The sequence below is a fragment of the Streptomyces daliensis genome (assembly GCF_054782395.1).
This window is the reverse complement of sequence record NZ_BAAGSO010000078.1, coordinates 106,873-133,088: the sequence shown is the minus strand read 5'-3', so window position 1 is coordinate 133,088 and position 26,216 is coordinate 106,873. Positions and strand designations below refer to the sequence as shown.

Sequence of the window (26,216 nt, the reverse complement as noted above, 5' to 3'; positions counted from 1 at the left end):
GGAAACCGGGCCTGGAGGGGTCAGAAGGGGAAGCCGCTGCGGCGGTGCTGGACCGAGACCCAGCGCTCGGTGGTGAACGCCTCCAGCGCCGCGTCCCCGTTCAGCCGCCCGAGCCCGGAGTTCTTCTCGCCGCCGAACGGGACGAGTGGCTCGTCGTGCACGGTCGCGTCGTTGACGTGGAACATCCCCGTCTCGACGCGCCGGGCCAGCGCGACCCCGCGCTCGATGTCCCGAGTGTGCACGGCCCCGCCCAGCCCGTACGGGGTGTCGTTGGCGATCCTGACCGCCTCCTCGTCGTCCTCGAAGGGCACCAGCAGGGCCAGGGGACCGGAGATCTCCTGGCGCAGCACGGCGGAGCCCTCGGGCACGTCCGTCAGCACCGTCGGCTCGGCCAGACAGCCCCGGACGCGTCCCCGCAGCAGGGCCGTGGCGCCCTCGGCCAGGGCCTGCGCGGTGAGCGCGGAGACGGCGTCGGCCTGCGCGGGGGTGATGAGCGGCCCGATCACGGTCTCCGGGTCCCGCGGATCGCCCGCCTTCAGCGTGCGGGTCCGCTCGACGAAGGCTGCGGTGAACTCCTCCCACACGGCGCGGTGCACCAGCACCCGCCCTGCGCACGCGTACCCCTGCCCCTGGTGGACGAAGCGGCTGAAGACGGCGGCGTCCACGGCGTATCCGACGTCGGCGTCGTCCAGCACGACGAAGGGGCTGTTGCCGCCCAGTTCCAGTACGCAGCGCTTGAAGCCGCTCGCGGCGACGGCGGCCACGTGTCTGCCCGTGCGGTCGGATCCTGTGAAGGAGATGACCTTGGGCACGGGGTGGTCGAGGAGGGCGTCCCCGATCTCGGCGATGTCGGTGACGACGAGGTTGAGGACGCCGGGCGGCAGCCCCGCGTCCTCCAGGACCCTGGCCACCAGCACGCCGCCGACGACCGGGGTGCTCTGGTGGGGTTTGAGGACGACGGCGTTGCCGAGCGCGAGGGCCGGCGCGACGGACTTGAGGGAGAGCAGGAAGGGGAACGTGAAGGGGCTGACGACCCCGGCCACCCCGACCGGCTCGCGGTGGACGTGGTTCTCCTTACCGTCGGTGACCGAGGGCAGGATGCGGGCCTGTGGGCCGAGCGCCAGCCGGACCGCCTCGCGCAGGAATTCCTTGGCCAGGCGCAGTTCGTATGCCGCCTTGACATGGGTGCCGCCCACTTCGCTGACGATGGCCTGGGTCAGTTCAGCGGCGCGCTCGTCGATGAGTCGGATCGCCCGCTCGAAGACGGGGCGCCGCGCGTAGGGGCCCGCGGCGGCCCAGTCGCGCTGGGCGCGCTCGGCCGCGCGGTACGCCTCGTCGACCTGCCGCGCGGTGGCGACGGTGAACGCGGCCAGCTTCTCCCCGGTCCACGGGTCGAAGTCGATGATGTCCCAGGCGCCCGCGCCTGGGCGCCACTCGCCGTCGATGTACTGCGGTGCGGCGCCCTTGAAGGAGGACATGACGCCCCTTTCCGAGTGGAGCGGACTTCCGGGTGGAGCGGAGGTACGGCCGTACGGGGGCACAGGGGTACGGCCGCACAGCCGTGCGTTCGAGGGGGCGGACCATGTTACGTACGGGGAAGGGGCGCGGGGGCCGTTTGGGAAAGCCCGTCGGAGGCCGACCGGACGGAGGTCGTCCAAAGTCGGACTACCGACGGGTAACATTTACGTGTACCGTGCGGTACATGTCCGACGCCACCCTCAGCCGCAGCGAATTCGACCGGGACACCGCGATCCATCCGCGCGAGCCCGGCGTCTATGACGTCAGCCTCTCCCCGGGCTGGGCCATCGGGCACGCGCTCAACGGCGGCTACCTCCTGGCCGTCATCTGCCGCGCGCTCGGCGAGGCGCTGCCCCACCCGGACCCCTTCACCGTCAGCGCGCACTACCTCACCGCGTCCACCGCGGGGCCCGCCGTCATCCGTACGGACACCGCGCGCGTCGGCCGCACCCTGTCCACCGGCTCCGCGGGGCTGTTCCAGACGGAGGAGGACGGCGAGGAGGTCGAGCGCATCCGCGTCATCGCCACCTACGGCGACCTCGACGCGCTGCCCGACGACGTGCGGACGAGCGCGAAGCCCCCGGCCTTCCCGCCGCCCGAGCAGTGCTTCAGCACCAAGGACCAGCCCGGCGGCGAGGACGCGGGCCCCGAGATGGGCAAGCGGCTCGATCTGCGGCTCGACCCGTCCACCTGCGGCTGGGCGGTCGGCGCCCCCAGCGGCGAGGGGAAGATGCGCGCCTGGTTCGGTCTGGCCGACGGGCGCGACGCCGACCCGCTGTCGCTGCTGATGGCCGTCGACGCGCTGCCGCCCACTGCCTTCGAGCTGGGGCTCAGCGGCTGGGTCCCCACCGTCGAACTCACCGTGCACGTCCGCTGCCGCCCCGCGCCCGGGCCGCTCCGCGTCTCCATCACCACCCGCAACCTCGCGGGCGGCTATCTGGAGGAGGACACGGAGATCTGGGACAGCGAGGACCGTCTCGTCACGCAGGCCCGGCAGTTGGCGCGGGCGCTGAAGTGACGTCGGCGCCTGTGCCGACGCGTCGACGCTGAAGAAGCGCCGCTGAGGCTGAGCGCGCCGGGCCGGGAGGGGCCCCGCCGACGGTGTCCGGTCTCGCCGTCGGAGGGGCCCCTGCCCTTTTCCTGGCCCCGTCGGCTATCCGGCCTCGTGGAGGAAGCCCAGCAGCGCGGCCGTCAGCTCGGCGGGGGCGTCCTCCTGGACGAGGTGGCCCGCGCGCTCGACGAGCCGGACCCGGGAGCCCGGGATCAGCCCGGCCAGGCGCTGCGCCCGGTCCACGGGGATCCAGGTGTCTGCGGTGCCCCAGCAGATGAGGACGGGCGGCTCGACCTGCCCGTAGAGGCCCTCGATCTCGTCCGTCCAGCGCTGGCCGTTCTGCTCGATCTGCCGGTAGAAGGCGCTCTGGCCCGCCTCGCCCAGCCACGGTGCGACGAGCCGGTCCAGCACGGCCGGGTGCAGCCCGTGGTGACTGGCCGAGCGGATGTACTCGCGCACCAGCGCCGCGTGCAGCGCGGGCGGCAGTTGCCCGAACACCTCGGCCCGGTCGCCCAGCAGCCGGTAGGCGGGCGACCCCCACGGCGCGAGAGCCACTGGATCGACCAGCGCGAGGCGCTCGTACCGCGCCCCGTGGAGCAGATGGGCGCGCAGTGCCACGCAGCCGCCGAAGTCGTGCGCGAACACGGCGGGCCGCTCCAGACCCCAGTGCGCCAGCAGCTCGGCGAAGACCCTGCCCTGCGCGGCCAGTGACACGTCCTGGCCCTCGTGCTTGGCCGAGTGCCCGTAGCCCGGCATGTCCCAGACGAAGACCTGGTGACGCGGCGCGAGGGCGCGCGCCGTGCCGCGCCAGGTGTACGAGGACCACGGGGTGCCGTGCAGCAGCACGACGGGCGGGTCTCCCGGCGTGCCGAAGGTGGCCCAGCGGACCGTGCCCGAGGAGCTGTCGTAGGTGCGGTCCAGGTTCCAGTCGTCGGTCATGCCTCCCAGGGTGGGGTGGGGGAGGGGGCCGCACCATTGTCGTAAATGACGTTCACCCGAAGATTCACGCCAAGGGCGGTACGCGGGGTGCCGGCGGACACCGGTGGAGGGGGGCGGGTTCCTTCGGGGGGCCTTCGGCGCGACGGAACACCCGCGGGGCGCGATGCTGGACGGGCCGGAGCACGCCCGTCCCCCGACCCCGACCCCGACCCCCGACCCCAGGCGAGGCAGACCGATGAACGAGGACCGGAACAGGGAGCAGGCGGACCGGGGCGGCCCGGCGTCGGCCCGTACGGGCAGGAAGAAGGACGAGCTGCGCACCGGGGGCGCCCGCCCGGCCATCCGGCTGGAGCGGCGGCTCGCCCACCCGCCCGAGAAGGTGTGGCGCGCGCTGACCGAGCCGGAGCAGCTCGTGCACTGGTTCCCGGCGGCCGTCGAGGCCGAACCCTTCGTCGGGGGCGGGGTCGCCTTCGCCTTCCCTGGCGAGGAGCCCGCGACGGGTGGCGAGGTCACCGAGTTCGATCCGCCGCGCGTCTTCGCCTTCACATGGGAGGGGGACCACCTGCGCTGGGAGGTCGCCCCGGACGGGACGGGCGGCTCGGAGGGGGAGGGCGGTTCGGTGCTCACCCTCGTCCACTCCTTCGACGACCGCTACGGCGCCGCCAGCTTCGCCACCGGCTGGAGCGCCTGCGTGGCCGGGCTGGCCGCGCTGCTCTCGGGCGAGCCCGTCCCGGAGGGCGACCCGGACGACATGGCCGCGACGCACGAGCGCTACGTGCGCGAGTTCGCGCTGTCCGAGGGCGTCTCCTCGGTGCTGCCGGGAGGCGGCTGGCAGGTCCGCTTCGAGCGGCAGCTCGTGCGCCCGGCCGAGGTCGCCTGGGAACGGCTCGACCCGGAGGTGGACGCGGAGCTGTTCCCCCTGGGCGGGGAGACCGCCGCCGACCCTCCCGTACTCCTGGAGCGCGAGTGGCTGGCCGGGGGCGGCCCCGGCGGGCGCGTCCGGTGGGAGTTCACGGAGGGCACGGGCCACGGCGCCCGCCTCGTCCTCACCCTCACCGGGCCACCCGGCGACGACGAGCGGCAACGGGGCGCCCTGGCGGCGGGGCGTGCGCGGGTGGAGCGGTTCGCGGGGCTGCTGCTGGGGGCGTAGGGGGCGGGACAGCGGTCCCGGTTGTCCTATTTTCTAGTGATACATGTACTTTGGATGGCGAAGGTGACATTCGAGAGAAAGTGATCCCGCCGTGGCGAACGCAGTCAAGAGCACACTTCCGGAAGAGGACCTCAAGATCGTCGGTGGGGCGCTCCAGGGCGCACTGGTGGACCTCGTGGACCTCTCCCTCGTCGCGAAGCAGATCCACTGGAACGTGGTCGGCCCCCGCTTCCGGTCCATCCACCTCCAGCTCGACGAGGTCGTCGACACCGCCCGCGGCTACTCCGACACGGTCGCCGAACGCGCCTCGGCCGTCGGCGTCTCCCCCGACGGGCGCGCCGCCTCCGTGGCCTCGGGCAGCGTCATCGACAAGGTCGCGGACGGCTGGCAGCAGGACACCGACGCTGTCCAGGCCATGGTCAGCGCCCTGAGCGCGGTCATCGGCAAGGCGCGCGTGCGCATGAAGTCGGTCGGCGAGGTGGATCCGGTGACCGAGGACATCTTCATCTCCATGATCGGCGAGCTGGAGAAGCACCACTGGATGTTCCAGGCCGAGAACAGGAGCTGAGGCCAGACCGCGATCGCGGATCTGAGCTGCCCGGACGCCTGTGTCGCGGCGCCCGGCCGTCCGCGCCGGGGGCTGCCCTCTTCGTCGGGGGTGTTGCGCGGGACGGTTCCGGTGTGGTGGGTGCCGTTGGGTCCCGCGCTGGTTTTTGTGCCGCGTCACGGGGGCGCTGCGCGTGTGGCTTGGCGTCGTGTTCGGCTGCCTGGCCGGTGGCTTCGGCGCGGCGTGTGGTTGCGGTGCGGTGCGGCTGGCGCCGCGTGGTTCTTGGCTTGTGCCGGTGGTTATGGGGTGCCTGTGTGGTGGGGGTCGGTGCCGTGGTGGGGTGTCTCCTCGGCGTGAAGGTCTCGTGTGCGGCTTTCCGCCGTCGTTCGTCTCGACCTGCGGGGACACCCCACCACGTCCCCTCCCGGCCGTGGCCGACTCCCGGCCGGTGGCCGGTGCGGGTCTGCTCATGCTGTGGGCGTGACGGTGGTGAGTTGGAGTGTGCGTCCTCCGACGAGGGGTGCGGTGAGGATGACGGTGCGGCCGTCGTGGTGCAGTGCTTTGCCGATGCGGGTGTGGCGGGCGTGCCACCAGTGGCGGGGTGCGAGGAGGGTGCTGAGGCAGTCGCGGGGTTCGCCGTTGACGGTGATGCGTTCGCCCTTCTCGCGGAGGCGGAGGGCGTGGCAGGCGTGGGCGGTGAGGAGGGTGGCGAGGTTGCCTTCCATGATCTCGATGACCTGTCCGGAGGGCATGGGGCGCGGGTAGCTGGTGAGGAACGCGGTGCCGTGGGGGAGTTCGTACATGAGGCGTACGGCCCTGTCTTGGATGCGGCGCATGACGAAGTGGGCTTGCTGGCCTTCCAGGACGGCGACGGGGAAACCCGATGACGTTGCCCAGCCGTGGGGGTCGTAGAAGACGTCGTCGGGGTCGGCGGGGATCAGGACGGTGTGGTCACGGGGCACGGCTGCTCCAGGTCAGTGGTGGGTGGGGTGTTTTCCGGCGCCGGTGAAGACGGTGATGGCGCGGGCGACGGTCTCGCCTGTGACGTCGGCTCGGATGGCGGCGAGGGGGAGGTAGGCGCCGTGCCCGGGGCACAGCCACACCGGCTCGTGCCACGGATAGCGTGCTGTGGGCAGGTAGCGCATGACGGGGCCCACGTGACCGTCGCCCTCCACCTCGCACGCGTGGCCGGTCACCGCTCCGCCACCGTGCTCGCGGCGCGGGCTTCGTCTTCGGTGGCGATGTCGACCGCGCAGCGGTCGCAGACCTTTACGGGGACGGTGCGTGTGCGTGTCTGCGGGCTCGCTCCCCGCTCGTCGCCCGAGTACAGGTCGAGGACAACCTGTGTGCCGGGGGCCTGGCGGCAGCGGAAGCAGGACGCGGCGGCCTGTGCCGCGCAGTCGTCGCAGATCCGCACCGGAACAGTGCGCGGGGCTGCCGCATCCCTGGACATGACGTAGATCTCCACCGTGCCCGGCCGCTGGCGGCAGCGGACGCAGCGCACGGCGACGGACGAGAGGCGCGGGCTCACCGCCCGGCCCCGCTCTCGTACTCGCGGGGCCCGTGCTCAGCACGGATCACCGCGTCCAGCACCACGTACAGCAGCCGTGCGTCGGTGAGCCCGTGCGGGTCCCAGCTCCGTATCCAGTGTGTGAAGGCGGAGCGGGTGCACCAGCCAGGCGGGATGGTCAGATGCTGCGCGATGCTGAGCAGTTGCACCCACGAGGTCTCCGGCACCGTCCACTCGCGTGTCGTGCCGGGCGGCACCAGCCAGGTCAGCCGGTGCCCGTACGGGTCGCGGATGACCGCCCCCGACTCACGGCCGAGCCGAGCCAGGATACGGTCCCCCAGGTATGCGGGGACGGTGGCCGCGTCCCAATGCACCCCTGCGGGCTCCAATACGGCGGTGACCCCGGTGGGTGGAGCCCATGGTGTCGTGCCTGTCACGCTCATCGCGCACCGCCACGTGCCTGGTGAAGCGTGCACGTCACGACCGACCAGACGCGGGCCCCGCGCTCCGTCATCGTTCTGAGCGTGCCTGCGGGGAACAGCCTCTGGTGGACCGCCCCGCAGTCGATGCACGCCTCACCGTGCAGGCGGGCGATACTGATGCGCTGGTGAGCCACGTCGGGAGCCGTGGACGCAGCCTTACTCATGGCCGTTCCCCTCTGCCTGCGGACTGCGGACAGAGGAAATAGTGGCCAGCGTCGACTGCCACAACTGCTACAAGCGGTAGCAGTTGCCGTCGCCCGTACGGGGGGCTTACACGGCGTGGCACCAGGCCGCGTAGTTCGACAGGTCTTCTCTGTCAGCGCGCTTGATCCGCCGCAGCCTGGCGATGTCCTCCCGCACCCACGGATGCTCGCGCGCATGCTGAGGGGCGTATCGCCGGGCGACCTTCAGCGACTCGAACGCGTCATCCGGCCGCCCCTCCCACATCTGCGCCCGCGCCACCTCGATGTAGAACGCCGAGCGGCGCTCCGCAGGCAGATCCTTCGGAGGAGTCCACTCGTGTGCGATGTCCAGCGCCCGCTGAAGATGGTCCCCTCCCAGACCGACCGCGACGGAGACCTCGTGCACACGCACCGAACTGGGCCCTACCGCTGTGCCCTGGTACACGCCCTCCGGTACCGCGTCGCCCAGTCGGCGTGCCTCGTCCAGGTGGTGTGTGGCCCTCTCGGCGCGGCCCGCTCGTCCGGCGATGACCGCCGCGCGCATGTGCAACGCCCCGCGTGCCGCCCGCTCCGGGACCTCCTCACCGTGCGGTGCCGCGTCGAGCGCGGCTTCCAGAGCGCGCAGCCCCGCCTCGTGCGCCCGGGCCACGAAGTAGACCTCGGTGCGCACGTACGCGACTGCCGCGTCCAGCAGAGGGTCCTCCGCTGCGGGCGCGGCCCACCGCATCAGCTCGACCAGTCGGGCGGACAAGTCCTGGTGCCCGTACTTGTAGGCCACCGCGTCCGCCGCCCGGTACGCGGTGACCAGCAGCCGCGTCGTCTCAACTCTCTCGCCTGCCGCAGCCGCGTGCAGGGCGCGCGACAGTTCCATCAGCAACTCCGGTGCGCGGCGGGCGATCCGCAGGTACTGGGCGCTCACCCGCCAGTTCACCAGCTCCGAGACCGTGGTGCTCAGCTCGTGCAGTGGCCGGACCGGGCCGTCCTCCGGATTGTCGTACGTCGCGACAGCACGGGACAGCGCGGGCAGTTCGTCGTGCACCCGGGAGCTGGTGCGCCCGCGGTGGCCGAGCAGCCGGGAAGGGTCCACCGCCAGGGCCTCGGCGATCGAGTCCAGCGTGCTCTCACTGGGCAGCCGGGCCCCGCGCTCGATTGCGCGGATCGTTCCGTATGAGACACCGGAGGCGTCCGCCAGCTCCCTCTGCGTCAGCTTGGCCTGCTGCCGCGCTGCGGCGATGTGCTCACCAGCGCCCACGCGAGGGTCAGAGAACATCACGGGCCTCCGTTCCGTGCAGCCACATGGAACGGTAGCGCGCAGCGCTCTGCCGAAGTGTGCCTTCTTACGGGCGGGCGAGGATGTCGGGCAGGTCGAGGATGCTGTCGACCCGGTAGTCCGCCGGGATGCCGGCGTCGCCGGTCCACAGGTGCCCCCACGGGCCGCGCCGGATCAAGCACGTGCGCAGCCCGGCCGCGCGGGCAGGGGCGATGTCGTTCGCCGGGTGGTCCCCGACGTACAGGGTCTGGGCCGGGGCGGTCCCCGCCGTCTGGAGTGCTCGTGCGAAGAACGCCGGGTCCGGCTTGGCGACGCCCCATTCCTGAGAGGTCGAGATGCTGTCGGCCGGCAGTTCCAGGCCCCGCAACAGCGTGCCCGCCCGCGCTGTCTGGTTCCCCGCGATGTGCACCCCGTACCCGGCGTCGCGCAGTGCGGCCAGGCCCGGCCGTACATCCTCGTACAGGTCCGTCTCGTCCAGTTGCTCCCCCGCCCCCGCGGCCTCCTTCGCGGCGCGCTCGGCGTCGATGTCGATGCCGGGACGCACGAGACGGACGGCGTCGGCGTTGTCGCGGCCCTGTGCGACGACAGCGCCGACGAGCGCGGAGAGAGTGTGGCGGGGCACGCCGAGCCAGTCCGCCCAGGAACCCCAGTACCGGTCGTCGCGGGTAAGGGTTTCGCCGACGTCGAAGACGATGCTTTCCATCACTCGACGAACCCTACGAGCCTGACCCTGGCCCCGCGCGGCACGGGTAGCCGTACTGTATCGCTGTGCGCAGGCGAAACATCCGCCCCGGCCGTACGGTCGGACCATCCCGCGTCGCCCCAGGGCCGTCGCACCACGTCCGCGTCCCGTTGTCGCGAGACACCTGGGCAGACACCCGTCCCTGTGCTGCAATCAAGGCACAGTGAGGCAGACCAGCGCACTGACGGCGCCGGTTCAGGCCGCGGCAGGGCAGGGGGCAGTTATGCCGATGCTCGTGATCAAGGGTGAGTACCGGGTCGTCGGGGCCAGTCCCGACGGGGACTCCGTGAGGTTCTACCCGGACAATCCCGACCAGTGGCGGAAGGTCCCCGGACGAATACGCCACAACCGCTCAGGCGGCGCCCAGCTCCGGCTCGACGCAATCGACGCGCTGGAGACGCACTACCGCCCCGAGCACGGGCGCGAGCTGCACCAGCCGCGGGAGTTCGGGGACAAGGGCGCGGCCTCGCTGCTGGGGTGGCTGGGCTTCGAGGACGTCGAGCGTGACGAGCGCGGGATCGTGACCAGCGCGCACCCTGAGCGCCGCCCCGGCTACGTGCTGACGCGCGGCGCCGACAAGTACGGCAGGTGCGTCGCGCTCGCGGGGCGCGGCGAGGCACCGGGGCGCAGCGGCGACGACGTCAACGTGGACGCCGACCTGCTCAAGGAGACGGTGAACCACCATCAGATCGCGGAGGGCCTGGCCTACCCCACCTATTACCGCAAGCTCTTCGTCGATCTGCGCGAGGCGCTGACGGCGGCGTCGGACGCGGCCCGTGAGGCGGGCAAGGGCCTGTGGCCGGGCGACGACACGCAGCGGGGGGCGAAGATCCAGGGCGTCGACTCGCTGACCGAGGACGCGGTGATCCTCCCCAAGCTGTTCCGGCGGCTCGCCGACTACTTCGCGCTGAACGACGGCGACGTGTCCCTCGCCGGTTTCAAGGACTATCTGGAGCAGCGCGAGGACCGGCTCTTCATCATCTCCAACGGGCAGTCGACGGGCTTCGGCACCGTCGTGGACGTCACCGACAGCACGGTGCGCATGAACCGTCCGCCCACCGACCTGGTCTTCGAGGAGGGCTGAGGCGCTACCGGCCAGGCGCGATCCGGCTCAGGCGGGCTCGGCCGGGCCCGCCGGTCCTGGCCCCGCTGGGCTCACCGGCTTCGGCGCGCCCTCGGACGCGGGCCGCTCGGTGAGGCCGGGACCGTCGTGCGTACCGCCCGACGTGGCCACCGCGGTGAGCAGCGCCAGCACGGCGGCGCTCCCGGCGAGGGAGAGGCCGTCGGCCCAGTTCGCGTCCACGATGCCCGTCGACTCCAGGCCGAGCGAGGCGATCAGGGTCTGCGCGAACGTGCGGATCATGCGCTCGAAGGTCGCGATCCAGAAAGCACGTGTCCTCATCGGTGCTCCGTCCCCCTGCGTGAAGGTTCCCCCGTGCGACGGGATTTCAAGGGACCAGAGTGCTCCCGTACGACGGGCCGTGTCGCGGAACGGGGGACGTATCTTCGGGTACGTACGCCGCCTCGCGCAGGTGTGCGGCGGCCGTGCGCGGGCGTACGTACGGAAAGGGCGCGGCGCCTACGCTCCCGGAGGCGGCGGGCCGAAGCCGCCGCCCTGGGGCGGGGCCGCCGGGGGCTGCTGCGGCGGGAAGTACGGCTGGGGCGGCTGCTGCTGCGGGAACGGCGGCGCCCCCGCCTGGCCAGGCCCGCCCATGGGCGCCGGGCCCATCGGCCCCGGCGCACCCATCGGCATCGGCCCCATGGGCCCCATCGGCCCCGCCTGAAGCGGAGCACCAGGCCGCGCGGCCACCCCCGGCCGCACCGCCAGCACGATCAGCGCGATGCCGCCCACCACCGTCAGGAACAGCTCCAGCTTGGTGAACAGGCTCGCGATCTGCCCCTCCTCGCCCAGGGTGAACAGGGCGCCCCGGTCCACGAGCCCCCACAGCGCCAGCAGCGCCACGGGCAGCGAGGCCAGCGCGACGCCCAGCGAGTAGCCGCGCGCCGATACCCGTCGCGTCATGGCCAGCAGCGCACCCACCGCGCACAGCGGTGCCAGCGTCAGCCAGTCCCAGACGGGGGCCACGTCCAGCAGCGCGAAGAGGGCGTGTTCGCCGGTGAGGAGCGAGAGCCAGGTCTGGAAGTCGGTGTCGATCAGGAGATAGACGCACCAGCCCAGGCTGAAGGCGCACAGCACGGCGAGATAGCCCCCGGCCACGGCGGCGCCGGGGCCCGTCGGGTGCTGCGGCGACTCGCTCGGCAGCGGCGGCTCGGGCTCCTGCGCGGTCTGGACGGGCAGCCCGTCAGGGCCGACGAGGGCGGTGGGGCGCGGGGGAGCGGGCCAGGGGCGTATGCCCGCCAGCAGCACGATGAACAGTACGGGGGTGAGGAGCGTGGACAGGGCGCTGGTGGCCATCGCGACGTCGAGCGAGGAGTCGCCGAAGAAGCGGGGGAAGACGTAGAACGGCGTCGAGCGGGTGTGCGCGCCCGCGTGCCAGATCACCGGCAGCCGGTAGGAGAAGGTCAGCACGGCCATCACCGTGAGCAGTCCGCCCGACGTCCAGGCGCCGGTGAACGCCGCGAAGACGGCGGCGAGCTGGAGCAGTCCGAGGCCGAGGTCCGTCGCGGTCGTCGCGGGCATGGCCTCCAGATGCGGCCCGCCCCCGGCGCTGACGGCTCCGGCCCACATGTCCCAGCAGGTGCCGAAGCCGAGGTTGGCGATGTCGTACACCACCCACGACCAGGTCTGGAGCGCGAACAGGAGGGCGAAGACGCCTCCCGTGATCCGCGCACCCTTGCTCAGTGCCCGTATCTGTGGCATTCCGCTTCTCCCCCGATGTGTCCCGGTGTGTGTCCCGGTGTGGACGGTCAGCGCGCCCGCGCGGGGCCCGTGCGCTGTGCACCGTGTGATGATCCGTGCGCCGCGTCACGATCTCGACGGCCGGGCGGCCCCGAGAGGCTAACAGGCCCCGGGCGCCCCGGACCCGGCGCGTCCGCCGCCGTCCGCCACCGCCCTCCGGGGTGTCAGGACCGTGGGCGCGACCGGCGCGTTCGCGCCGGGGACTCGTAGAATCGAGCACATCATGGCCCACTCTGCCTACCTCGATCATGCCGCCACCACCCCGATGTTCCCGGAGGCGGTGCGGACGATGGCGGCCCAGCTCGCCGTCGTCGGGAACGCCTCCTCGCTGCACGGCTCGGGGAGGCGAGCGCGACGCACCGTCGAGGAGGCGAGAGAAGCGCTCGCCGCCTCGCTCGGAGCGCGCCCGAGCGAGGTGGTCTTCACCTCGGGCGGCACGGAGGCCGACAACCTCGCGGTGAAGGGCCTCTACTGGTCCCGTCGCGCCGAGGACCCGCGCCGCACGAGGGTGCTGGCCAGCCCCGTCGAGCACCACGCGGTCCTCGACGCGGTCCACTGGCTCGCCGACCACGAGGGCGCCACCGTCGAGTGGCTGCCCGTCGACGCCTACGGGCGCGTGCACCCGGACGCGCTGCGCGAGGCCGTCGAGCGGGACCCGTCCACCGTGGCGCTGGCCACCGTGATGTGGGCGAACAACGAGATCGGCACCGTCATGCCGATGCGTGAACTGGCCGCCGTCGCCGGGGAGTTCGGGGTGCCGCTGCACTCCGACGCGGTGCAGGCCGTCGGCCAGGAAGAGGTCGTCTTCGGCGGCTCGGGGCTCGCCGCGCTGACGCTGACGGGGCACAAGATCGGCGGCCCGTACGGGGTCGGCGCGCTGCTGCTGGGGCGCGAGTACGCGCCCGTGCCCCTGCTGCACGGCGGCGGACAGGAGCGCGACGTGCGCTCGGGGACGCTGGACGTGCCCGCCGTCGCCGCCTTCGCGACGGCGGCCGAGCTGTCGGCCGAGCGGCGCGCGGACTTCGCGCGCGACGCGTCCGCGCTGCGGGACGCGCTCATCGACGCCGTGCGCGCCGCCGTGCCCGACGCGGTGCTCAACGGCGACCCGGACCCGGCGGGACGGCTCCCCGGCAACGCGCACTTCTCCTTCCCAGGGTGCGAGGGCGACTCGCTGCTGCTGTTGCTGGACGCGCAGGGCATCGAGTGCTCGACGGGCTCGGCCTGCACGGCCGGGGTCGCCCAGCCCAGCCACGTACTGCTCGCGACGGGCGCCGACCCCCGGCTCGCCAGGGGGACGCTGCGCTTCTCGCTCGGGCACAGCTCGGGCAAGGCGGACGTGGAGGCACTGGCCGAGGCGATCGGTCCGGCGGTGGAGCGGGCCCGCAGCGCGGGCCTCAGCTAGCGCCCTGACCCTCGTCGGGATTGTCGGCCTCATGGGGGCCACCGGGCCGCATCGGGGTCACCGGGGGCATTGGGCCGAACGGGGTCAGATTTTCGCCCTATTAGCGTGTCAATTCGCGCGATACATGAGGTTCGCGGAGATTGGGAAGCGTTCGTCCCCTTCATGGAAGGTTGTTCCGCATGCGTACTGCACTCCGCCCCCTCGTCGTGGGCGTCGCCATTCTCGGGCTCGCGGCCTTCGGCACCGCCTCGGCGCAGGCCGACGACGGCGACGACAACAACGCACTGAGCCACAACTCGTCGACCAGTAGCTGGTACGAAGGTGACCACGACACCGAGGCCGGTAACCAGGACGAGAGCATCCGCGTCGACTACGAGGACAGCCTCAACACGGGCCTCGTGTTCGGTGACCTGGAAATGAACTGATCTCTCCGGTCCCCGACGGGCCGGTCCCTGCCGCAGCGGCCGGGACCGGCCCGTCGCGTGTCCGGAGGCCGTACGCCGTGGGCCCAGGGCCTGGAAGACCCACGGCGTACGACCGGAGGGCTGGACCGTCAGCCCTCCTCACGCGGCGGCGCGACCAGCATGCGCCGTCGCATCCGCCGCCACAGGGGCGGCGGAGCCGTGCGGGGCCCGTGGTGCGCGTGAGCGCAGGGCCCGGTGTGGTTGGCAGGGGTCCGGGTGCTCCAGTAGCCCCGGGTGCCCTGGACGCGCCGGTTCAGGCGCTCACGCGGAAGTGATCGCCCAGCTCGTGGAAGACGGCCGTGTTCAGCGCGAAGGCGTGCTTGCACTCGTCCACGATGCGCTGCTTCTCCAGATCGTCGGCCGGCACCGCGTCCAGCAGCGCACGGTACTCGCGCTTGAACGCCGCCGGGTTGCCGATCTCCTCGAAGACGTAGAACCGCACGCCGTCACCCTTGCGCGCGAAGCCCCAGGTCTTCTCCGCCGTGCCCCGGATGATCTGGCCGCCGGAGAGGTCACCCAGATAGCGGGTGTAGTGGTGGGCGAGATAGCCACCGGGCCACTCGCGGGCCAGCTCGGCGACCCGGGCCGCGTAGGCGGCGGTGGCCGGGAGCGGCGCGGCGCTCCCGCGCCAGCCCTCGCCGCCGTACATGTGGGTCAGGTCCCGCTCCAGGGAGGGCAGCCGGAAGAGGCCGGGCCGGATGAAGGGCCCGGCCACCGGGTCGCCGGCGAGGGCTTCCGCCGGTTCCTCCAGGGCGCGGTAGACGAACCAGAGCTGCTCGGTGTAGCGCGCGTACGCCTCCACACCCAGCCTGCCGCCGAGCATCTCCGACATGAACGAGGCGTTCTCCGCCTCGGTGTGCTGCTCGTGCGAGGCGGTCCGGATCAGCGTGGAGAACGGGATGGCGTCGGATACGGACAAGGTCACCCTCCGGTGCGGAAGCGGCGGCGCGACGTGCGGGGAACACGGGGCGTTCTCCGTGCACTCTCCTACTTAGGCTTGCCTAAGTCAATGTTTTGCCGACAGGTCGTCGGGAAAAGCCTGCCCCGCACCGCGCTCCCGAACCCCCTCGCTCACCTCGCCCGACGCCTCCGTGACGCATCCGCGACGCCTACTCCACGGCCTTCCGGTGCCGCGCCCCCGGCACGTTCTTACGGCTGCGCGCGACGAGATCCATGTACCGGTCCCAGTCCCAGTGCGGCCCTGGATCGGTGTGATCGGTGCCCGGGACCTCGACGTGGCCCACGATGTGCGTGCGGTCGACGGGGAAGTCGTAGCGGGCGCAGATGTCGGCCGAGAGCCGCGCCGAGGACTCGTACATCGCGGCCGTGAAATCCTGCGGCTTGTCCACGAACCCCTCGTGCTCGATGCCGATGCTCCGCTCGTTGTACGCGCGGTTCCCCGCCTGGAACGCCACGTCCAGCTCCCGCACCATCTGCGTGATGTGCCCGTCACCGGCGCGGACGACATAGTGCGCGGCGGCGGCGTGCAGGGGATCGCGGAAGACCTTGACGGCCGTCGCGAAGTTGCTCTGGGTCACATGAATGACGATGCGGTCGACCGCGTAATCATCGGGGCGGTCCGCCGTGCGGAGGTTCGCCGCCGAGGCGGGGACCCACTTGGCACCGGGGTAATCGACCTCACCTTCCGTTCGCTGCTTGTCCACGCCGGGCAGCCGCCACCACAGACGCGAGCCCTTGTCCCAGGTCAGCGCCCCTGCTGTGCCCAACGCCACCGCGCCGGCGCCTCCGAGGACCAGGGCGCGCCGAGAGATCCGTTCCATGCTCCGCATAACGCCCGCGAGTGGCCGGGCGGTTCCGTCTACCCTGGAGAGGTTATGACTGACACCCCCAGCCGCCCGCGCCGTCTCCGTGTGCTCGCCGCCATGTCCGGCGGCGTCGACTCCGCCGTCGCCGCCGCCCGCGCCGCCGAAGCAGGACACGACGTCACCGGTGTCCACCTGGCCCTCTCCGCCAACCCGCAGTCGTTCCGTACGGGCGCGCGCGGCTGCTGCACGGTCGAGGACTCCCGCGACGCGCGCCGCGCCGCCGACGTCATCGGCATCCCGTTCTACGTGTGGGACCTCGCCGAACGCTTCCGTGAGGACGTGGTCGAGGACTTCGTCGCCGAGTACGAGGCGGGGCGCACACCCAACCCGTGCCTGCGCTGCAACGAGAAGATCAAATTCGCGGCCCTCCTCGACAAGGCGCTCGCCCTCGGCTTCGACGCCGTCTGCACAGGCCACTACGCCACCGTCGTCACCCGCGAGGACGGCACCCGCGAACTCCACCGCGCGAGCGACGCGGCCAAGGACCAGAGCTATGTGCTCGGGGTGCTGGACGAGCGGCAGCTCGCGCACGCCATGTTCCCGCTCGGCGACACGCTCACCACGAAGGACGAGATCCGCGCCGAGGCCGAGCGGCGGGGCCTCGCCGTCGCCAAGAAGCCCGACAGCCACGACATCTGCTTCATCGCCGACGGCGACACCCAGGGCTTCCTCGCGAACCGTCTCGGCAGGTCGGAGGGCGACATCGTCGACGAGGACGGCCAGAAGCTGGGCACGCACGAGGGCGCGTACGGCTTCACGATCGGCCAGCGCAAGGGCCTGCGCATCGGCCACCCGGCGGCCGACGGCAAGCCCCGCTACGTCCTGGACATCTCGCCCGTCGACAACACCGTCACCGTGGGCCCGGCCGCCGCGCTGGACGTCATCGCGCTGACGGCGGTCAGGCCCCGCTGGTGCGGGGCGCCTCCGGCGGGCGCGGGAAACTACACCGCTCAGCTCCGTGCGCACGGTGGGGAGACCGAGGTCAGCGCGGAACTCGAGCCGGGCGCCGACGGTACGGGTGTGCTGAGGGTGCGGTTCAGTGAGCCCGAGCGTGGGGTGGCGCCGGGGCAGGCGATCGTGCTGTACGACGGCACGCGCGTGGTGGGCTCCGCGACGATCGCCTCAACGGAACGTCCCCCTTCGCGGGGTGCGGCTCCCTTCGCGGGGGGCGGCAGGAAACGGGGGGTTGCCCCTTCACCGGGCCGCACCCCTGCACGGGGTGCGAGGTGAGGCCTGCACGGGGTGCTCCTCTCACGTAGGGGTGCGCTGTGCGGGTGGCGCGGCTGCGGTGAGGGGTTCCTCCGCTTCACGGGGGTGTTGCGCGGGACGGCTGACGTCTCAGGTGGGCACCGTAGGGTCCCGCGCTGGTTTTTGTGCCGCAGCACGGGGCGCTGCGCTGGGCTGGGTGCCGTTTCCGGGTGCGGGTGGGTGGCTTCGGCGCGGCGTGTGGATCGGTAGTTCGCGGCTTGCGCCGCGTGATTCCGGGTTTCGGCCGTGGTTGTGGGCGCGTGTTCTTGGGTGTCCGGTGCCGGGGTGGGGTGTCTCCTCGGCGTGAAGGTTTCGTTTACGGCTCTCGGCCGGTGACTTTCTCGACCTGCGGGGACACCCCACCCCGTCCCCGTCCCGCCGGTGGCCCACTGCCCGGTTCCGGGTCGGCCGAGGCCCACCCCCTCTTCGCGGGGTGCGACTGTGTCGCCTTGCCGTGTGGCGGCCCACCCCCAGCGCGGGACCCTACGGTCCCCACACCCCGGGCTGACTGTCCGTGCAACGCCCCCGGTGCGGGGGTGCGCCTACCGGGTTGCCCCCTGGGGTTTCGTTCGCGTGCTGCGGGCCGGTGGCACGGGTTGTGCCCACCCGTCCCGCCGAGCGGGACGCTTGCCCACAACAGGGGTGGCTGGGCTGGGCGCCTCGGGTGCGGCACGGGGCGGGCGCACAACAGGGGTGGTGCCGCCCGCAGCAGGGGCGGGCGCACAACAGGGGTGGCACCGTCACCACCAAGGCGCCGCCCGCAGGGGCGGAGCCCCTCCGGCGAGGCGTCCAGGCAGGCGCACGGCAGTGGCGCACTGGTGCCGACGAGGCACCGGGGGCGGGCGCACGGCAGTGGTGCTGTGCGGGCACACAGCATGGGAACAGCCTCGGGGGCCACCGGCCGGAGGTTGGCCACCGGGTGGGAGGGGACGCGGTGGGGTGTCCCCGCAGGTCGAGAAAGTCACCGGCCGAAAGCCGACAACGAAACCTTCACGCCGAGGAGACACCCCGGCGCGGCGCCGACCCCCACCACACAGGCACCCCACACGGCCACCGGCGCAAGCCAAGAACCACGCGGCGCCAGCCGCGTCGTGCCGGTCCATACGCCGCGCCGGAGCCACACAGCCGCACCCGAACACGACGCCAAGCCACACGACGGCACCCCGCCAGGCGACGGCGCCGAAACTGTTGTGGGCAATCGTCCCGTCGGCGGGACGGGTGGGCACAACCCGTGCCACCGGCCCGCACCACGCGAACGAACCCCCAAAGGGGCACCCACAGCAGGCGCACCCCCACGAGAAACACGCACCCCGTGAGGCGGTCAACGTCGTGCCCTGTGAGGGAGCGCAACCGGTGAAGGGGTAACCCCCCGTTTCCTTCCGCACCCCGCGAAGGGAGTGTTACGCCACCGCCCCCGAGCCCAGTTTGTCGAACTCCTCGAGGCAGCGCCCCGTGCCAACGGCCACGCAGCCCAGAGGCTCGTCGGCGACGATGACCGGCATTCCCGTCGCCTCCGCCAGCCGCTCGTCCAGCCCGTGCAGCAGCGCACCGCCACCGGTGAGGACGATGCCGCGTTCCATGATGTCGCCGTACAGTTCGGGCGGGCACTCGGTGAACGCGGTGCGTACCGCGTCGATGATCGCGGTGACCGGTTTTTCCACCGCCTCCTCGATCGCCGCCGCGTCCAGTTCGACGGTCTTGGGCATGCCGGTGTTCTTGTCCCGCCCCCGCACGGGGAAGCTCTCACCCGTACCGAGGGACATCTTGATCTCCTCCGCCGTGCGCTCGCCGACGGCCATCGCGTGGTGTGTCTCGATGTACGACGCTATGGCCGCGTCCAGCGCGTCCCCCGCGATACGGGCTGAGTGCGTCGCGACCATGCCGCCCAGCGAGATGATCGCGATCTCCGTGCTGCCGCCGCCGATGTCCACGACCATCGAGCCGCGCGCCTCGTGCACCGGCAGCCCCGCGCCGATCGCCGCGGCCATCGGCTCCTCGATGAGGTGCACGGACCGTGCCCCGGCCCGCGTCGCGGTCTGGAGCACCGCGCGCCGCTCCACGCCCGTCACCCCGCTCGGCACGCAGACGATCACGCGCGGGGAGCGGACGCGGCCGACCTTCGCCGCGCGGATGAAGTGCCGCAGCATCCCCTCCGTCGCCTCGAAGTCCGTGATGACGCCGCCCTTGAGCGGGCGCGTCGCCGTGATCGTGCCGGGGGTGCGGCCCACCGCCTCCTTGGCCTCGGTGCCGACGGCGAGGACCTTTCCGCTGCGGGAGTCGACGGCGACGACGGAGGGTTCGTTGAGGATCACCCCACGCCCTCTGGCATAGACCAGGGTGTTGGCCGTGCCGAGATCTATGCCGATGTCGCGGGTGCTGAACGAGGTGCTCTTAGCCATGTGGTCTCGCCGTGTTCGGTGCGTGCTGTGCCGAATTGTCGTGCTGGGATCGCAGCATACCCAACTGTCCTGGTTTACGTGCGGGCGGGGCCCCGGAAATCTGGGACGGTGAAGATGCTGGTCGGAGCGCCTTTTTACATCAATGAAACCGGTGTGTCCGGCAGTTGGTGGCATAGATCTCGTGGGCTCGGATAGGTATGCGCTGAGTCCGAGCGCGGTTCCCGTGACCTGGCGATTGAGGCGTCCTGGGTGGCCGCGCCGTAGGCCACCGTCTCGCTAGTGGAGGTTTCGTCATTACCGCGCGACCGGTACAGGAGTTCGGAGACAACCCCGTGGAGGTCCGGGAAACCGGGCACTACACCGAAGAATACGTACCTAGCTTCGTCGAGAAGTGGGACTCTCTCATAGACTGGGAGAAGAGAACACAGAGCGAAGGCAATTTCTTCATCGACCTGCTGCGCAAGCGCGGGGTGCGGAGCGTACTCGACGTCGCGACGGGCACCGGGTTCCACTCGGTGCGTCTGCTGGAGGCCGGTTTCGAGACCGTGAGCGCGGACGGCAGTGCCGATATGCTCGCGATGGCCTTCGAAAATGGAATGAAGCACGGCGATCACATTCTGCGCGTCGTGCAGGCGGACTGGCGTTGGCTCAACCGTGACGTTCACGGCGAGTACGACGCGATCGTCTGTCTGGGAAATTCCTTCACCCATCTCTTCTCGGAGCGTGACCGTCGAAAGGCACTTGCGGAGTTCTACGCGATGCTGAAGCACGACGGAATCCTCATCCTGGATCAGCGTAACTACGACGCGATGCTGGACCGGGGATACTCAAGCAAGCACACCTTCTACTACTGCGGCGAGGACGTCTCGGTGGAGCCGGAGTTCCTGGACGAGGGGCTGTGCCGCATGCGGTACAACTTCCACGACAACTCCGTCTACCACCTCAACATGTTCCCGCTCCGCAAGGACTACACCCGTCGCCTCATGTCCGAGGTCGGGTTCCAGCGGGTGGAGACGTACGGCGACTTCCAGCACACGTACAAGGACGAGCAGCCCGACTTCTTCGTCCACGTGGCGGAGAAGGAGTACCGCATGGAGGACGCGGAGGACGCGTACTCCTCCGTCGTCAGTACGGCCCGCAGCTACTACAACTCCCCGGACGCCGACACGTTCTACTCGGCGGTCTGGGGCGGCGAGGACATCCACATCGGCCTCTACGAGGGCGACAAGGAGCCGATAGCCGACGCCAGCCGCCGCACCGTCGCGCGGATGGCGGGCAAGCTCGGGCTGACCGAGGAATCGGTTGTGCTCGACCTCGGCTCGGGCTTCGGCGGCTCGGCGCGCTATCTCGCCGAGAACCACGGCTGCCGCGTCCTCGCGCTCAACCTGAGCGAGGTCGAGAACCAGCGCGCCCGCGAACTGAACGCGCAGCGCGGGCTCACCGACAAGATCGAGGTGACGGACGGCTCCTTCGAGAGCATCCCGTACCCCGATGACAGCGTGGACGTCATCTGGTCCCAGGACGCCTTCCTGCACAGCGGCAACCGGCTGCGCGTGCTGGAGGAGGTGGCGCGGGTGCTGAAGAAGGGCGGCCAGCTCATCTTCACCGACCCCATGGCCGCCGACGGCTGCCCGGAGGAGGTGCTCCAGCCCATCCTGGACCGCATCCACCTGGACGACATGGGCTCGCCCGACTTCTACGGCCGCAACCTCAAGAGGCTCGGGTTCACCCCCGTCGAGGGCGACGGCTTCGAGGAGCACCGGGACCAGCTCGTCAACCACTACGGGCGCGTCCTGGAGGAGACGGAGCGCCAGGAGGGCGAGGGACTGGGCCAGCGGGTCAGCTCGGACTACCTCACCTCGATGAAGAAGGGCCTGGGCCACTGGGTCGACGGCGGACGCGCGAAGCACCTCACGTGGGGCATCTTCCACTACCGCCGCTAGTCGCCGGCCGCTGGCCGCTGGGCCCTGGCGCTGGCCGGGTGCCCGGTGAGAACGAGGGGCGAACACCGCGTCTACGGCGCGGTGTTCGCCCGTTCCGGGCGCAAATCGCCCGCCACCGTCGGCCCCCGGACGGGCCCCTTACCCTGTGATCCCCAGCTGCGAGCGCAGATACCGCAAGTCGTCCCGTACCACTCCGGTGTCCGGCGTCTCCCGGAGCGTGGCCTGCGCGAACAGGTTGTACCGGATGGTCTCCGGGGAGTGCGCGAACGCGCGCTTCAGCAGGTGCAGCACGGCGACCTTCTCTCCCCGCAACGCGTACGCACGGGCCATCTCGATCTCGTGGAAGCTGCGGCGGGTCGCCGACGGCATGTTGTCGACAGTCACGGCATTCGCCGCCTGGACCGCCGCCCCTGGCTGGACGAGGTCGGCCCGCATGGTGACGGCGTACGCGTCGACCATGTCCCGGCCGAAGATCAGGTAGGGGTGGGTGTAGCCGTCGCCGAGGCGGCGCGCGGCGTCGTCGGCCCGCTCCCAGAACCGCTCGGCGTCCCCCCTGCGGCCGACCTTCGCGTACGACAGGGCTGCGGCCAGGTGCAGCATCCCCCAGCGCGCCAGGTCTTCCGGCGCGTGTCCGGGCCTCAGCAGGTCCGCGGCCTTCATCGCGAGATCGACCCGTGCCTCGTGCCGTTCGCCCGCGTCGCGGAACACGTGGTTCATGTACCAGGCGGCGGCAGCCATCGCGCGTGGGCTGTCGGCGTCCTGGGCTGCCGCCATGGCCCGATCGCCGGTGAGCATGACCAGTTCGGGAGCGGGCTGGAAGCTCAGGTAGAGCTGCGCCAGGTGGTAGGTCTCGGCGAGCGCGATCAGCGCGCGGCGCCGATCGGCGCCGTCGAGGGCGCGGGCCGAGTGCTGGGCATCCGCGAGCAGGTTGGGCAGGACCTCGGCGACGCGGCTGCGGTGTTGTCCGCTGCCGTGCCACACAGCCCAGGCGTGCGTGACGCGACGGCTCAGCTCGTCGGCGCTCTGGGGGACTTCCCCGGCGCTGGACAGCCGGTAGTCGGTCAGCGCCGCACTGACGGCGGGCAGCGCGGCGTGCGCGCCCTTGGTGGCACTGGCGGCGGTCACGCGGTCGTCTCCGGTCAGGTCGGCGAGATCGCGCACTCCGAGCACGTCGGCGAGGTGGAGGAGCAGGGGTAGACGGGGGACTTGGAGACGCCCGTTCTCGATGGCCTTCACCCATGCGGCGCTTCGGCCGACGAGTCCGCCGAGAACCGCCCTCGTCTGCCCGTTGCGCTCGCGTGCCCGGCGTACTCGATGTCCGAAGGTGTCGGTGCTGATGTCAGCGGGCTCAGGCATGCGGGTCTCCGTTCTGAGTCGACACTCGAAACGGTACGCCCGGAGCCGCGCCCGTCAGCGCGTATCGGTGCGACGCCCCGACACCGCGTCGCTGACGCGGTGTTCACCCGTTCCGGGGATGGGGGAGCGGGTCGTGCCCGCGCCTGCGGAAAGCAGGGCTCCGAGGCCGCGCCGGGTCGCGGCGACCACGACCCGGTCGCCGGGGTTCAGCACCTGCCCCGGGTGCAGCCGCCACTCCAGTTCGCCCTCGCCCGTCGAGGAGAAGGACGTCAGATCCTCGCGCCGCTCGTCCTCGGTGGCCACGTCGAGGGCGACGACGCGCCACGCGCCCGGCTCGAACGCCTCGGCCACCGTCCGCCCCTCCAGCATCGGGTTGCCGCCCACGTCCACGACGGCGAAGACCAGCACGCGCCGCCCCACGGGGATCGCGCCCAGCACCTGACGGCCCATCATCGCGCCGCCGAACGCGGGCGCGGCCAGGGCCGAGACGCTGCGGCTGCGGGTCTGGGACGACGGGTACGTGTCGCGCAGGGTGCGGTAGACCGTCGCGGCGAAGTCGTCGTCGAACAGCCGCATCACCACGCGCAGCCCCGGCTTGATCTGCCGTGCGGAGAGCGATGCCTCCAGGTTGATGCCGTCGTTGCTGGTGAGGGCGAGCAGCGCGCGGCTCCGCTTGATCTTCGCGGCCTCCAGGACGCCGTCCTCCGTCACGTCGGCGATCAACGTCGGCACCCGCTTCGCGCGCGCCTTCGCTATGCCGCGCGCCTCGTGGTCCCGCTCTATGCACACGACGGGGATGCCCAGCTCCAGCAGCCGGTCCAGCACCCGCGTCCCGACCTTGCCCAGCCCCAGCAGCACCACATGGCCCGACAGCCCGCGCGGCGGGTCCGGCAGATAGGTGGCCTTGCGGAACGCGCCGTAGCTCTCCAGGACGACGGCCAGCAGCAGCGGCAGCATCATCAGCCCCGCGAGGCCCGCCAGCAACTGGAGCACCTGCTCGTCGGCCGGTTCGTCGGTCTTCGGCTCGTTGATCGCGAAGAAGTCCAGCAGCGTCACATAGGCGGCGTGCAGCACGGTCTCACCGCTCATCACCCAGTTCAGGGAGGCGAGCGTGAGCAGCACGGCCGTCATCGCCAGCAGCGAATACCGCAGCCGCGCCGAGAACAGCTCCTTGAACGCCAGCAGCCTCGGCAGCCGGGGCGCCCGCACGGACGAGGCGCTCGGCCGCCGCGTGATCGCCTCCAGGACGACGGCGCCCCTGTCCTGCGGCAGCCCCGCCAGCTCCTCCTCGCCCGGCAGCAGCACGGGCCCCTCGTGCCGCTGCCGGGCGCCGTCGGTTGCGCTCCCGGCCGCCGCGCCGTCCGGGGCCTCCTCGTCGCAGCCCTCGTCCGAGTCCTCGGGCCCGGGGAGCAGCGCGAGGGTGCACAGCGGGTTGCGGCGGCCGACGGTGCCAAGGGTGCGTTCCTTGGCCCGCAGCAGCAGTCCCTCCGCGTACACGATCTTGTCGCTGCCGACGACGGCGGCGGCGACGAGCGAGGGCGCGGCCGTGTCGGAGTCCGAGAGCACCGTGGTCGTCGCGTCGAGCGCCCTGCGGTCCAGGCCTGGGCGCCGCACGCGCACGGCCCGGTCCAGCAGGTCCTCCAGATAGCCGCCCAGCGTCGGGTTGAACATCCTGATGACCAGGCGCAGTTCGGGGTTGATGCGACGGGCGCGCAGCGCGATGTGGATGTTGAGCTGGTCGTCGCCCGATGTCAGCGCCAGCGCGCTGGCCCGCTCGACGCCGGCGCGCAGCAGCGCCGCATCGTCCGGAATGCTGGCCTCCACGGCCTCGACGCGCAGCTCCGCGTTCTCCACCAGCTCCGCGATCTGCGGCCCGTGATCGCCGCCGCGCAGCGAAGGGAGCACGACGGTGACGCGCTGCCCGTACACGGTGGCCAGCTCCCGGGAGAGCCGCTGCGCGAGCGAATTGTCACCGCAGACGACCATGTGACCGGCGTGAACGCCAGGACGGCCGCGGCTTAGGCTGCTGTCCATGGTCGCCAAGGACAGTTCCCCCCTGAACATCTGTGTCTTCTGCTCCGCCGCCGAACTCGACGCCGTGTACACCGAACCTGCCCGTGAGTTCGCCGAGCTTATCGGCAAGCGCGGACACAGCCTCGTCTGGGGAGGCTCCGACGTGGGCCTGATGAAGGTCGTCGCGGACGGGGTGCAGGGGGCCGGGGGACGGCTGGTGGGGATCTCCGTAGAGTTCCTGGCGGCCAAGGCCCGCGAGGGCGCCGACGAGATGATCATCACCGCCGACCTCGCCGAGCGGAAGGCGCTGCTGTTGCAGCGCGCCGACGCGATCGTGGTGATGGTGGGGGGCACGGGGACGCTCGACGAGGCGACCGAGATCCTGGAGCTGAAGAAGCACGGGATGCATGTGAAGCCGGTGGTCGTCTTGAACACCGCCGGTTTCTACGACGGGCTGGAGCAGCAGATGCGGCGCATGGAGGCGGAGGGATTCCTCCCGCGCCCGCTGTCCGAACTGGTCGTCTTCGCCGACACGGGCGCTGACGCGCTTTCAGCCCTCACGGGCTGACAATGAAACGGGGGGTTGCCGCTTCACCGGGGGTGCCGCTTCACGGGGCACGGGGTGATGGCCTCACAGGGTCCTCCTCTCACACAGAGGGGCGCCTTTCGGGGTGTGTCCCTCTTCACGGGGGGCGGATTGAAACGGGGGGTTGGCCCGTTCGTCGGGGGTGTTGCGCGGGACGGTTCGCCGGTGTGGTGGGTGCCGTAGGGTCCCGCGCTGATTTTTGTGCGGCTGCACGGGGTGCGGGACGCTGCGCGGGGGTGCGGTCTCTTCGCCGGGTGCGGCTGTGTGGCTACGGCGCGGCGTATGGACCGGTAGTACGCGGCTGGCGCCGCGTGATTCTGGGTTGCGACCGTGGTTGTGGGGTTGGTGTGTGGTGGGGGTCGGTGCCGTGGTGTCGGCTTTTCGGCTGTCTGTACATACTCGTCGCCACCACTTGCGGGGACACCCCACCACGTCCCCTCCCACCCGGTGGCCAACCTCCAGCCGGTGCCTCCTCCGCTTGTTCCCACGTTGTGGACCGGTGCCGTACTGGAGGGGCCCAGCCCTGCCACGGGAAGCCGACGGCGACGGCCCACCATCGTTGTGGGCAGGCGTTCCGCATGGCGAGGGGGCACCGCCCAGCGGTAGCTGGGGGAGGGTGGGCACAACCCACCCACCGGCCCGCAGCACGCGAACGAGACCCCAGGGGGCAACCGGGTAGGCGCACCCCTTCGCCGAGGGTGTTGCGCGGGACAGGTTGCCCTGTGGAG

The 26,216-nt window shown here is 71.6% G+C and carries 24 protein-coding genes; 9 read left to right on the top strand and 15 right to left on the bottom strand.

From position 1 onward, the window contains the following. Nucleotides 1–20: 20 nt before the first annotated feature. The gene (locus ACYVOO_RS17665) at nt 21–1,478 is read right to left on the bottom strand and encodes an aldehyde dehydrogenase family protein (RefSeq protein WP_461016590.1); all 1,458 of its coding nucleotides are present in this window, start codon (nt 1,476–1,478) and stop codon (nt 21–23) included. 224 nt (nt 1,479–1,702) lie between these two features. Here ACYVOO_RS17665 and ACYVOO_RS17660 point away from each other — a divergent pair, with 224 nt between their 5' ends. Beyond that, nucleotides 1,703–2,536: a thioesterase family protein gene (locus ACYVOO_RS17660; RefSeq protein ID WP_461016589.1), complete on the top strand. Its 834-nt coding sequence runs from the start codon at nt 1,703–1,705 to the stop codon at nt 2,534–2,536. A 135-nt stretch (nt 2,537–2,671) separates the two neighbouring features. On the opposite strand, the gene ACYVOO_RS17655 is transcribed toward ACYVOO_RS17660, so the two are convergent. Continuing rightward, nucleotides 2,672–3,508: an alpha/beta fold hydrolase gene (locus tag ACYVOO_RS17655; protein WP_461016588.1), complete on the bottom strand. Its 837-nt coding sequence runs from the start codon at nt 3,506–3,508 to the stop codon at nt 2,672–2,674. A gap of 235 nt (nt 3,509–3,743) precedes the next feature. Here ACYVOO_RS17655 and ACYVOO_RS17650 point away from each other — a divergent pair, with 235 nt between their 5' ends. Both ACYVOO_RS17650 and ACYVOO_RS17645 read left to right on the top strand, forming a co-directional pair. Further along, nucleotides 3,744–4,658: an SRPBCC family protein gene (locus ACYVOO_RS17650; protein WP_461016587.1), complete on the top strand. Its 915-nt coding sequence runs from the start codon at nt 3,744–3,746 to the stop codon at nt 4,656–4,658. Nucleotides 4,659–4,749: 91 nt separating this feature from the next. Further along, nucleotides 4,750–5,226 (top strand): Dps family protein, encoded by a 477-nt coding sequence (locus ACYVOO_RS17645; protein ID WP_461016586.1) that lies wholly within the window; start codon nt 4,750–4,752, stop codon nt 5,224–5,226. Nucleotides 5,227–5,672: 446 nt separating this feature from the next. Here the strand turns inward: ACYVOO_RS17645 and ACYVOO_RS17640 are convergent, their stop codons facing one another. From ACYVOO_RS17640 to ACYVOO_RS17615, 6 genes are all read right to left on the bottom strand, one after another. Continuing rightward, nucleotides 5,673–6,167 (bottom strand): hypothetical protein, encoded by a 495-nt coding sequence (locus ACYVOO_RS17640; protein ID WP_461016585.1) that lies wholly within the window; start codon nt 6,165–6,167, stop codon nt 5,673–5,675. 12 nt (nt 6,168–6,179) lie between these two features. Further along, nucleotides 6,180–6,401, bottom strand: a complete 222-nt coding sequence (locus tag ACYVOO_RS17635; RefSeq protein WP_461016584.1) for a hypothetical protein — start codon at nt 6,399–6,401, stop codon at nt 6,180–6,182. Continuing rightward, a complete protein-coding gene (locus tag ACYVOO_RS17630; protein WP_461016583.1) occupies nt 6,398–6,736 on the bottom strand; it encodes a hypothetical protein in 339 nt (112 codons plus the stop codon). Before ACYVOO_RS17630 ends, ACYVOO_RS17635 begins: the two co-directional genes overlap by 4 nt. After that, entirely contained in the window at nt 6,733–7,089 is a 357-nt protein-coding gene (locus ACYVOO_RS17625) for a hypothetical protein (RefSeq protein WP_461016582.1), read from the bottom strand. Before ACYVOO_RS17625 ends, ACYVOO_RS17630 begins: the two co-directional genes overlap by 4 nt. Before the next feature lie 378 nt (nt 7,090–7,467). Further along, a complete protein-coding gene (locus ACYVOO_RS17620; RefSeq protein ID WP_461016581.1) occupies nt 7,468–8,649 on the bottom strand; it encodes a helix-turn-helix domain-containing protein in 1,182 nt (393 codons plus the stop codon). Between the two features lie 67 nt (nt 8,650–8,716). Continuing rightward, entirely contained in the window at nt 8,717–9,352 is a 636-nt protein-coding gene (locus ACYVOO_RS17615) for an HAD family hydrolase (protein ID WP_461016695.1), read from the bottom strand. Between the two features lie 262 nt (nt 9,353–9,614). On the opposite strand from ACYVOO_RS17615, the gene ACYVOO_RS17610 reads away from it, so the two are divergent. After that, on the top strand, nt 9,615–10,475 hold the full coding sequence (locus ACYVOO_RS17610; RefSeq protein WP_461016580.1) for a thermonuclease family protein: 861 nt from the start codon (nt 9,615–9,617) through the stop codon (nt 10,473–10,475). Between the two features lie 27 nt (nt 10,476–10,502). Here ACYVOO_RS17610 and ACYVOO_RS17605 read toward each other — a convergent pair whose 3' ends face one another. Continuing rightward, complete coding sequence (locus ACYVOO_RS17605) at nt 10,503–10,793, bottom strand: holin (protein WP_461016579.1); 291 nt, start codon at nt 10,791–10,793, stop codon at nt 10,503–10,505. Nucleotides 10,794–10,970: 177 nt separating this feature from the next. Beyond that, nucleotides 10,971–12,212, bottom strand: a complete 1,242-nt coding sequence (locus ACYVOO_RS17600) for a hypothetical protein (RefSeq protein WP_461016578.1) — start codon at nt 12,210–12,212, stop codon at nt 10,971–10,973. 262 nt (nt 12,213–12,474) lie between these two features. On the opposite strand from ACYVOO_RS17600, the gene ACYVOO_RS17595 reads away from it, so the two are divergent. After that, on the top strand, nt 12,475–13,653 hold the full coding sequence (locus ACYVOO_RS17595; protein WP_461016577.1) for a cysteine desulfurase family protein: 1,179 nt from the start codon (nt 12,475–12,477) through the stop codon (nt 13,651–13,653). Between the two features lie 179 nt (nt 13,654–13,832). Further along, on the top strand, nt 13,833–14,078 hold the full coding sequence (locus tag ACYVOO_RS17590) for a hypothetical protein (RefSeq protein WP_461016576.1): 246 nt from the start codon (nt 13,833–13,835) through the stop codon (nt 14,076–14,078). A 292-nt stretch (nt 14,079–14,370) separates the two neighbouring features. Here the strand turns inward: ACYVOO_RS17590 and ACYVOO_RS17585 are convergent, their stop codons facing one another. Further along, complete coding sequence (locus ACYVOO_RS17585; RefSeq protein WP_461016575.1) at nt 14,371–15,036, bottom strand: biliverdin-producing heme oxygenase; 666 nt, start codon at nt 15,034–15,036, stop codon at nt 14,371–14,373. 190 nt (nt 15,037–15,226) lie between these two features. After that, nucleotides 15,227–15,898 (bottom strand): N-acetylmuramoyl-L-alanine amidase, encoded by a 672-nt coding sequence (locus ACYVOO_RS17580; protein WP_461016574.1) that lies wholly within the window; start codon nt 15,896–15,898, stop codon nt 15,227–15,229. A gap of 54 nt (nt 15,899–15,952) precedes the next feature. Here ACYVOO_RS17580 and mnmA point away from each other — a divergent pair, with 54 nt between their 5' ends. Beyond that, nucleotides 15,953–17,173: a tRNA 2-thiouridine(34) synthase MnmA gene (gene mnmA / locus ACYVOO_RS17575; RefSeq protein ID WP_461016573.1), complete on the top strand. Its 1,221-nt coding sequence runs from the start codon at nt 15,953–15,955 to the stop codon at nt 17,171–17,173. A gap of 1,418 nt (nt 17,174–18,591) precedes the next feature. Here mnmA and ACYVOO_RS17570 read toward each other — a convergent pair. Further along, nucleotides 18,592–19,590, bottom strand: a complete 999-nt coding sequence (locus tag ACYVOO_RS17570; protein ID WP_461016572.1) for a rod shape-determining protein — start codon at nt 19,588–19,590, stop codon at nt 18,592–18,594. 245 nt (nt 19,591–19,835) lie between these two features. Between ACYVOO_RS17570 and ACYVOO_RS17565 the strand changes: the two genes are divergently transcribed. Continuing rightward, entirely contained in the window at nt 19,836–21,533 is a 1,698-nt protein-coding gene (locus tag ACYVOO_RS17565; protein WP_461016694.1) for a glycine/sarcosine N-methyltransferase, read from the top strand. 138 nt (nt 21,534–21,671) lie between these two features. On the opposite strand, the gene ACYVOO_RS17560 is transcribed toward ACYVOO_RS17565, so the two are convergent. Both ACYVOO_RS17560 and ACYVOO_RS17555 read right to left on the bottom strand, forming a co-directional pair. Continuing rightward, a complete protein-coding gene (locus ACYVOO_RS17560) occupies nt 21,672–22,889 on the bottom strand; it encodes a helix-turn-helix domain-containing protein (RefSeq protein WP_461016571.1) in 1,218 nt (405 codons plus the stop codon). A gap of 54 nt (nt 22,890–22,943) precedes the next feature. After that, complete coding sequence (locus tag ACYVOO_RS17555; protein WP_461016570.1) at nt 22,944–24,923, bottom strand: NAD-binding protein; 1,980 nt, start codon at nt 24,921–24,923, stop codon at nt 22,944–22,946. Nucleotides 24,924–24,945: 22 nt separating this feature from the next. Here ACYVOO_RS17555 and ACYVOO_RS17550 point away from each other — a divergent pair, with 22 nt between their 5' ends. Then, a complete protein-coding gene (locus ACYVOO_RS17550; protein ID WP_461016693.1) occupies nt 24,946–25,470 on the top strand; it encodes an LOG family protein in 525 nt (174 codons plus the stop codon). Nucleotides 25,471–26,216 lie beyond the last annotated feature (746 nt).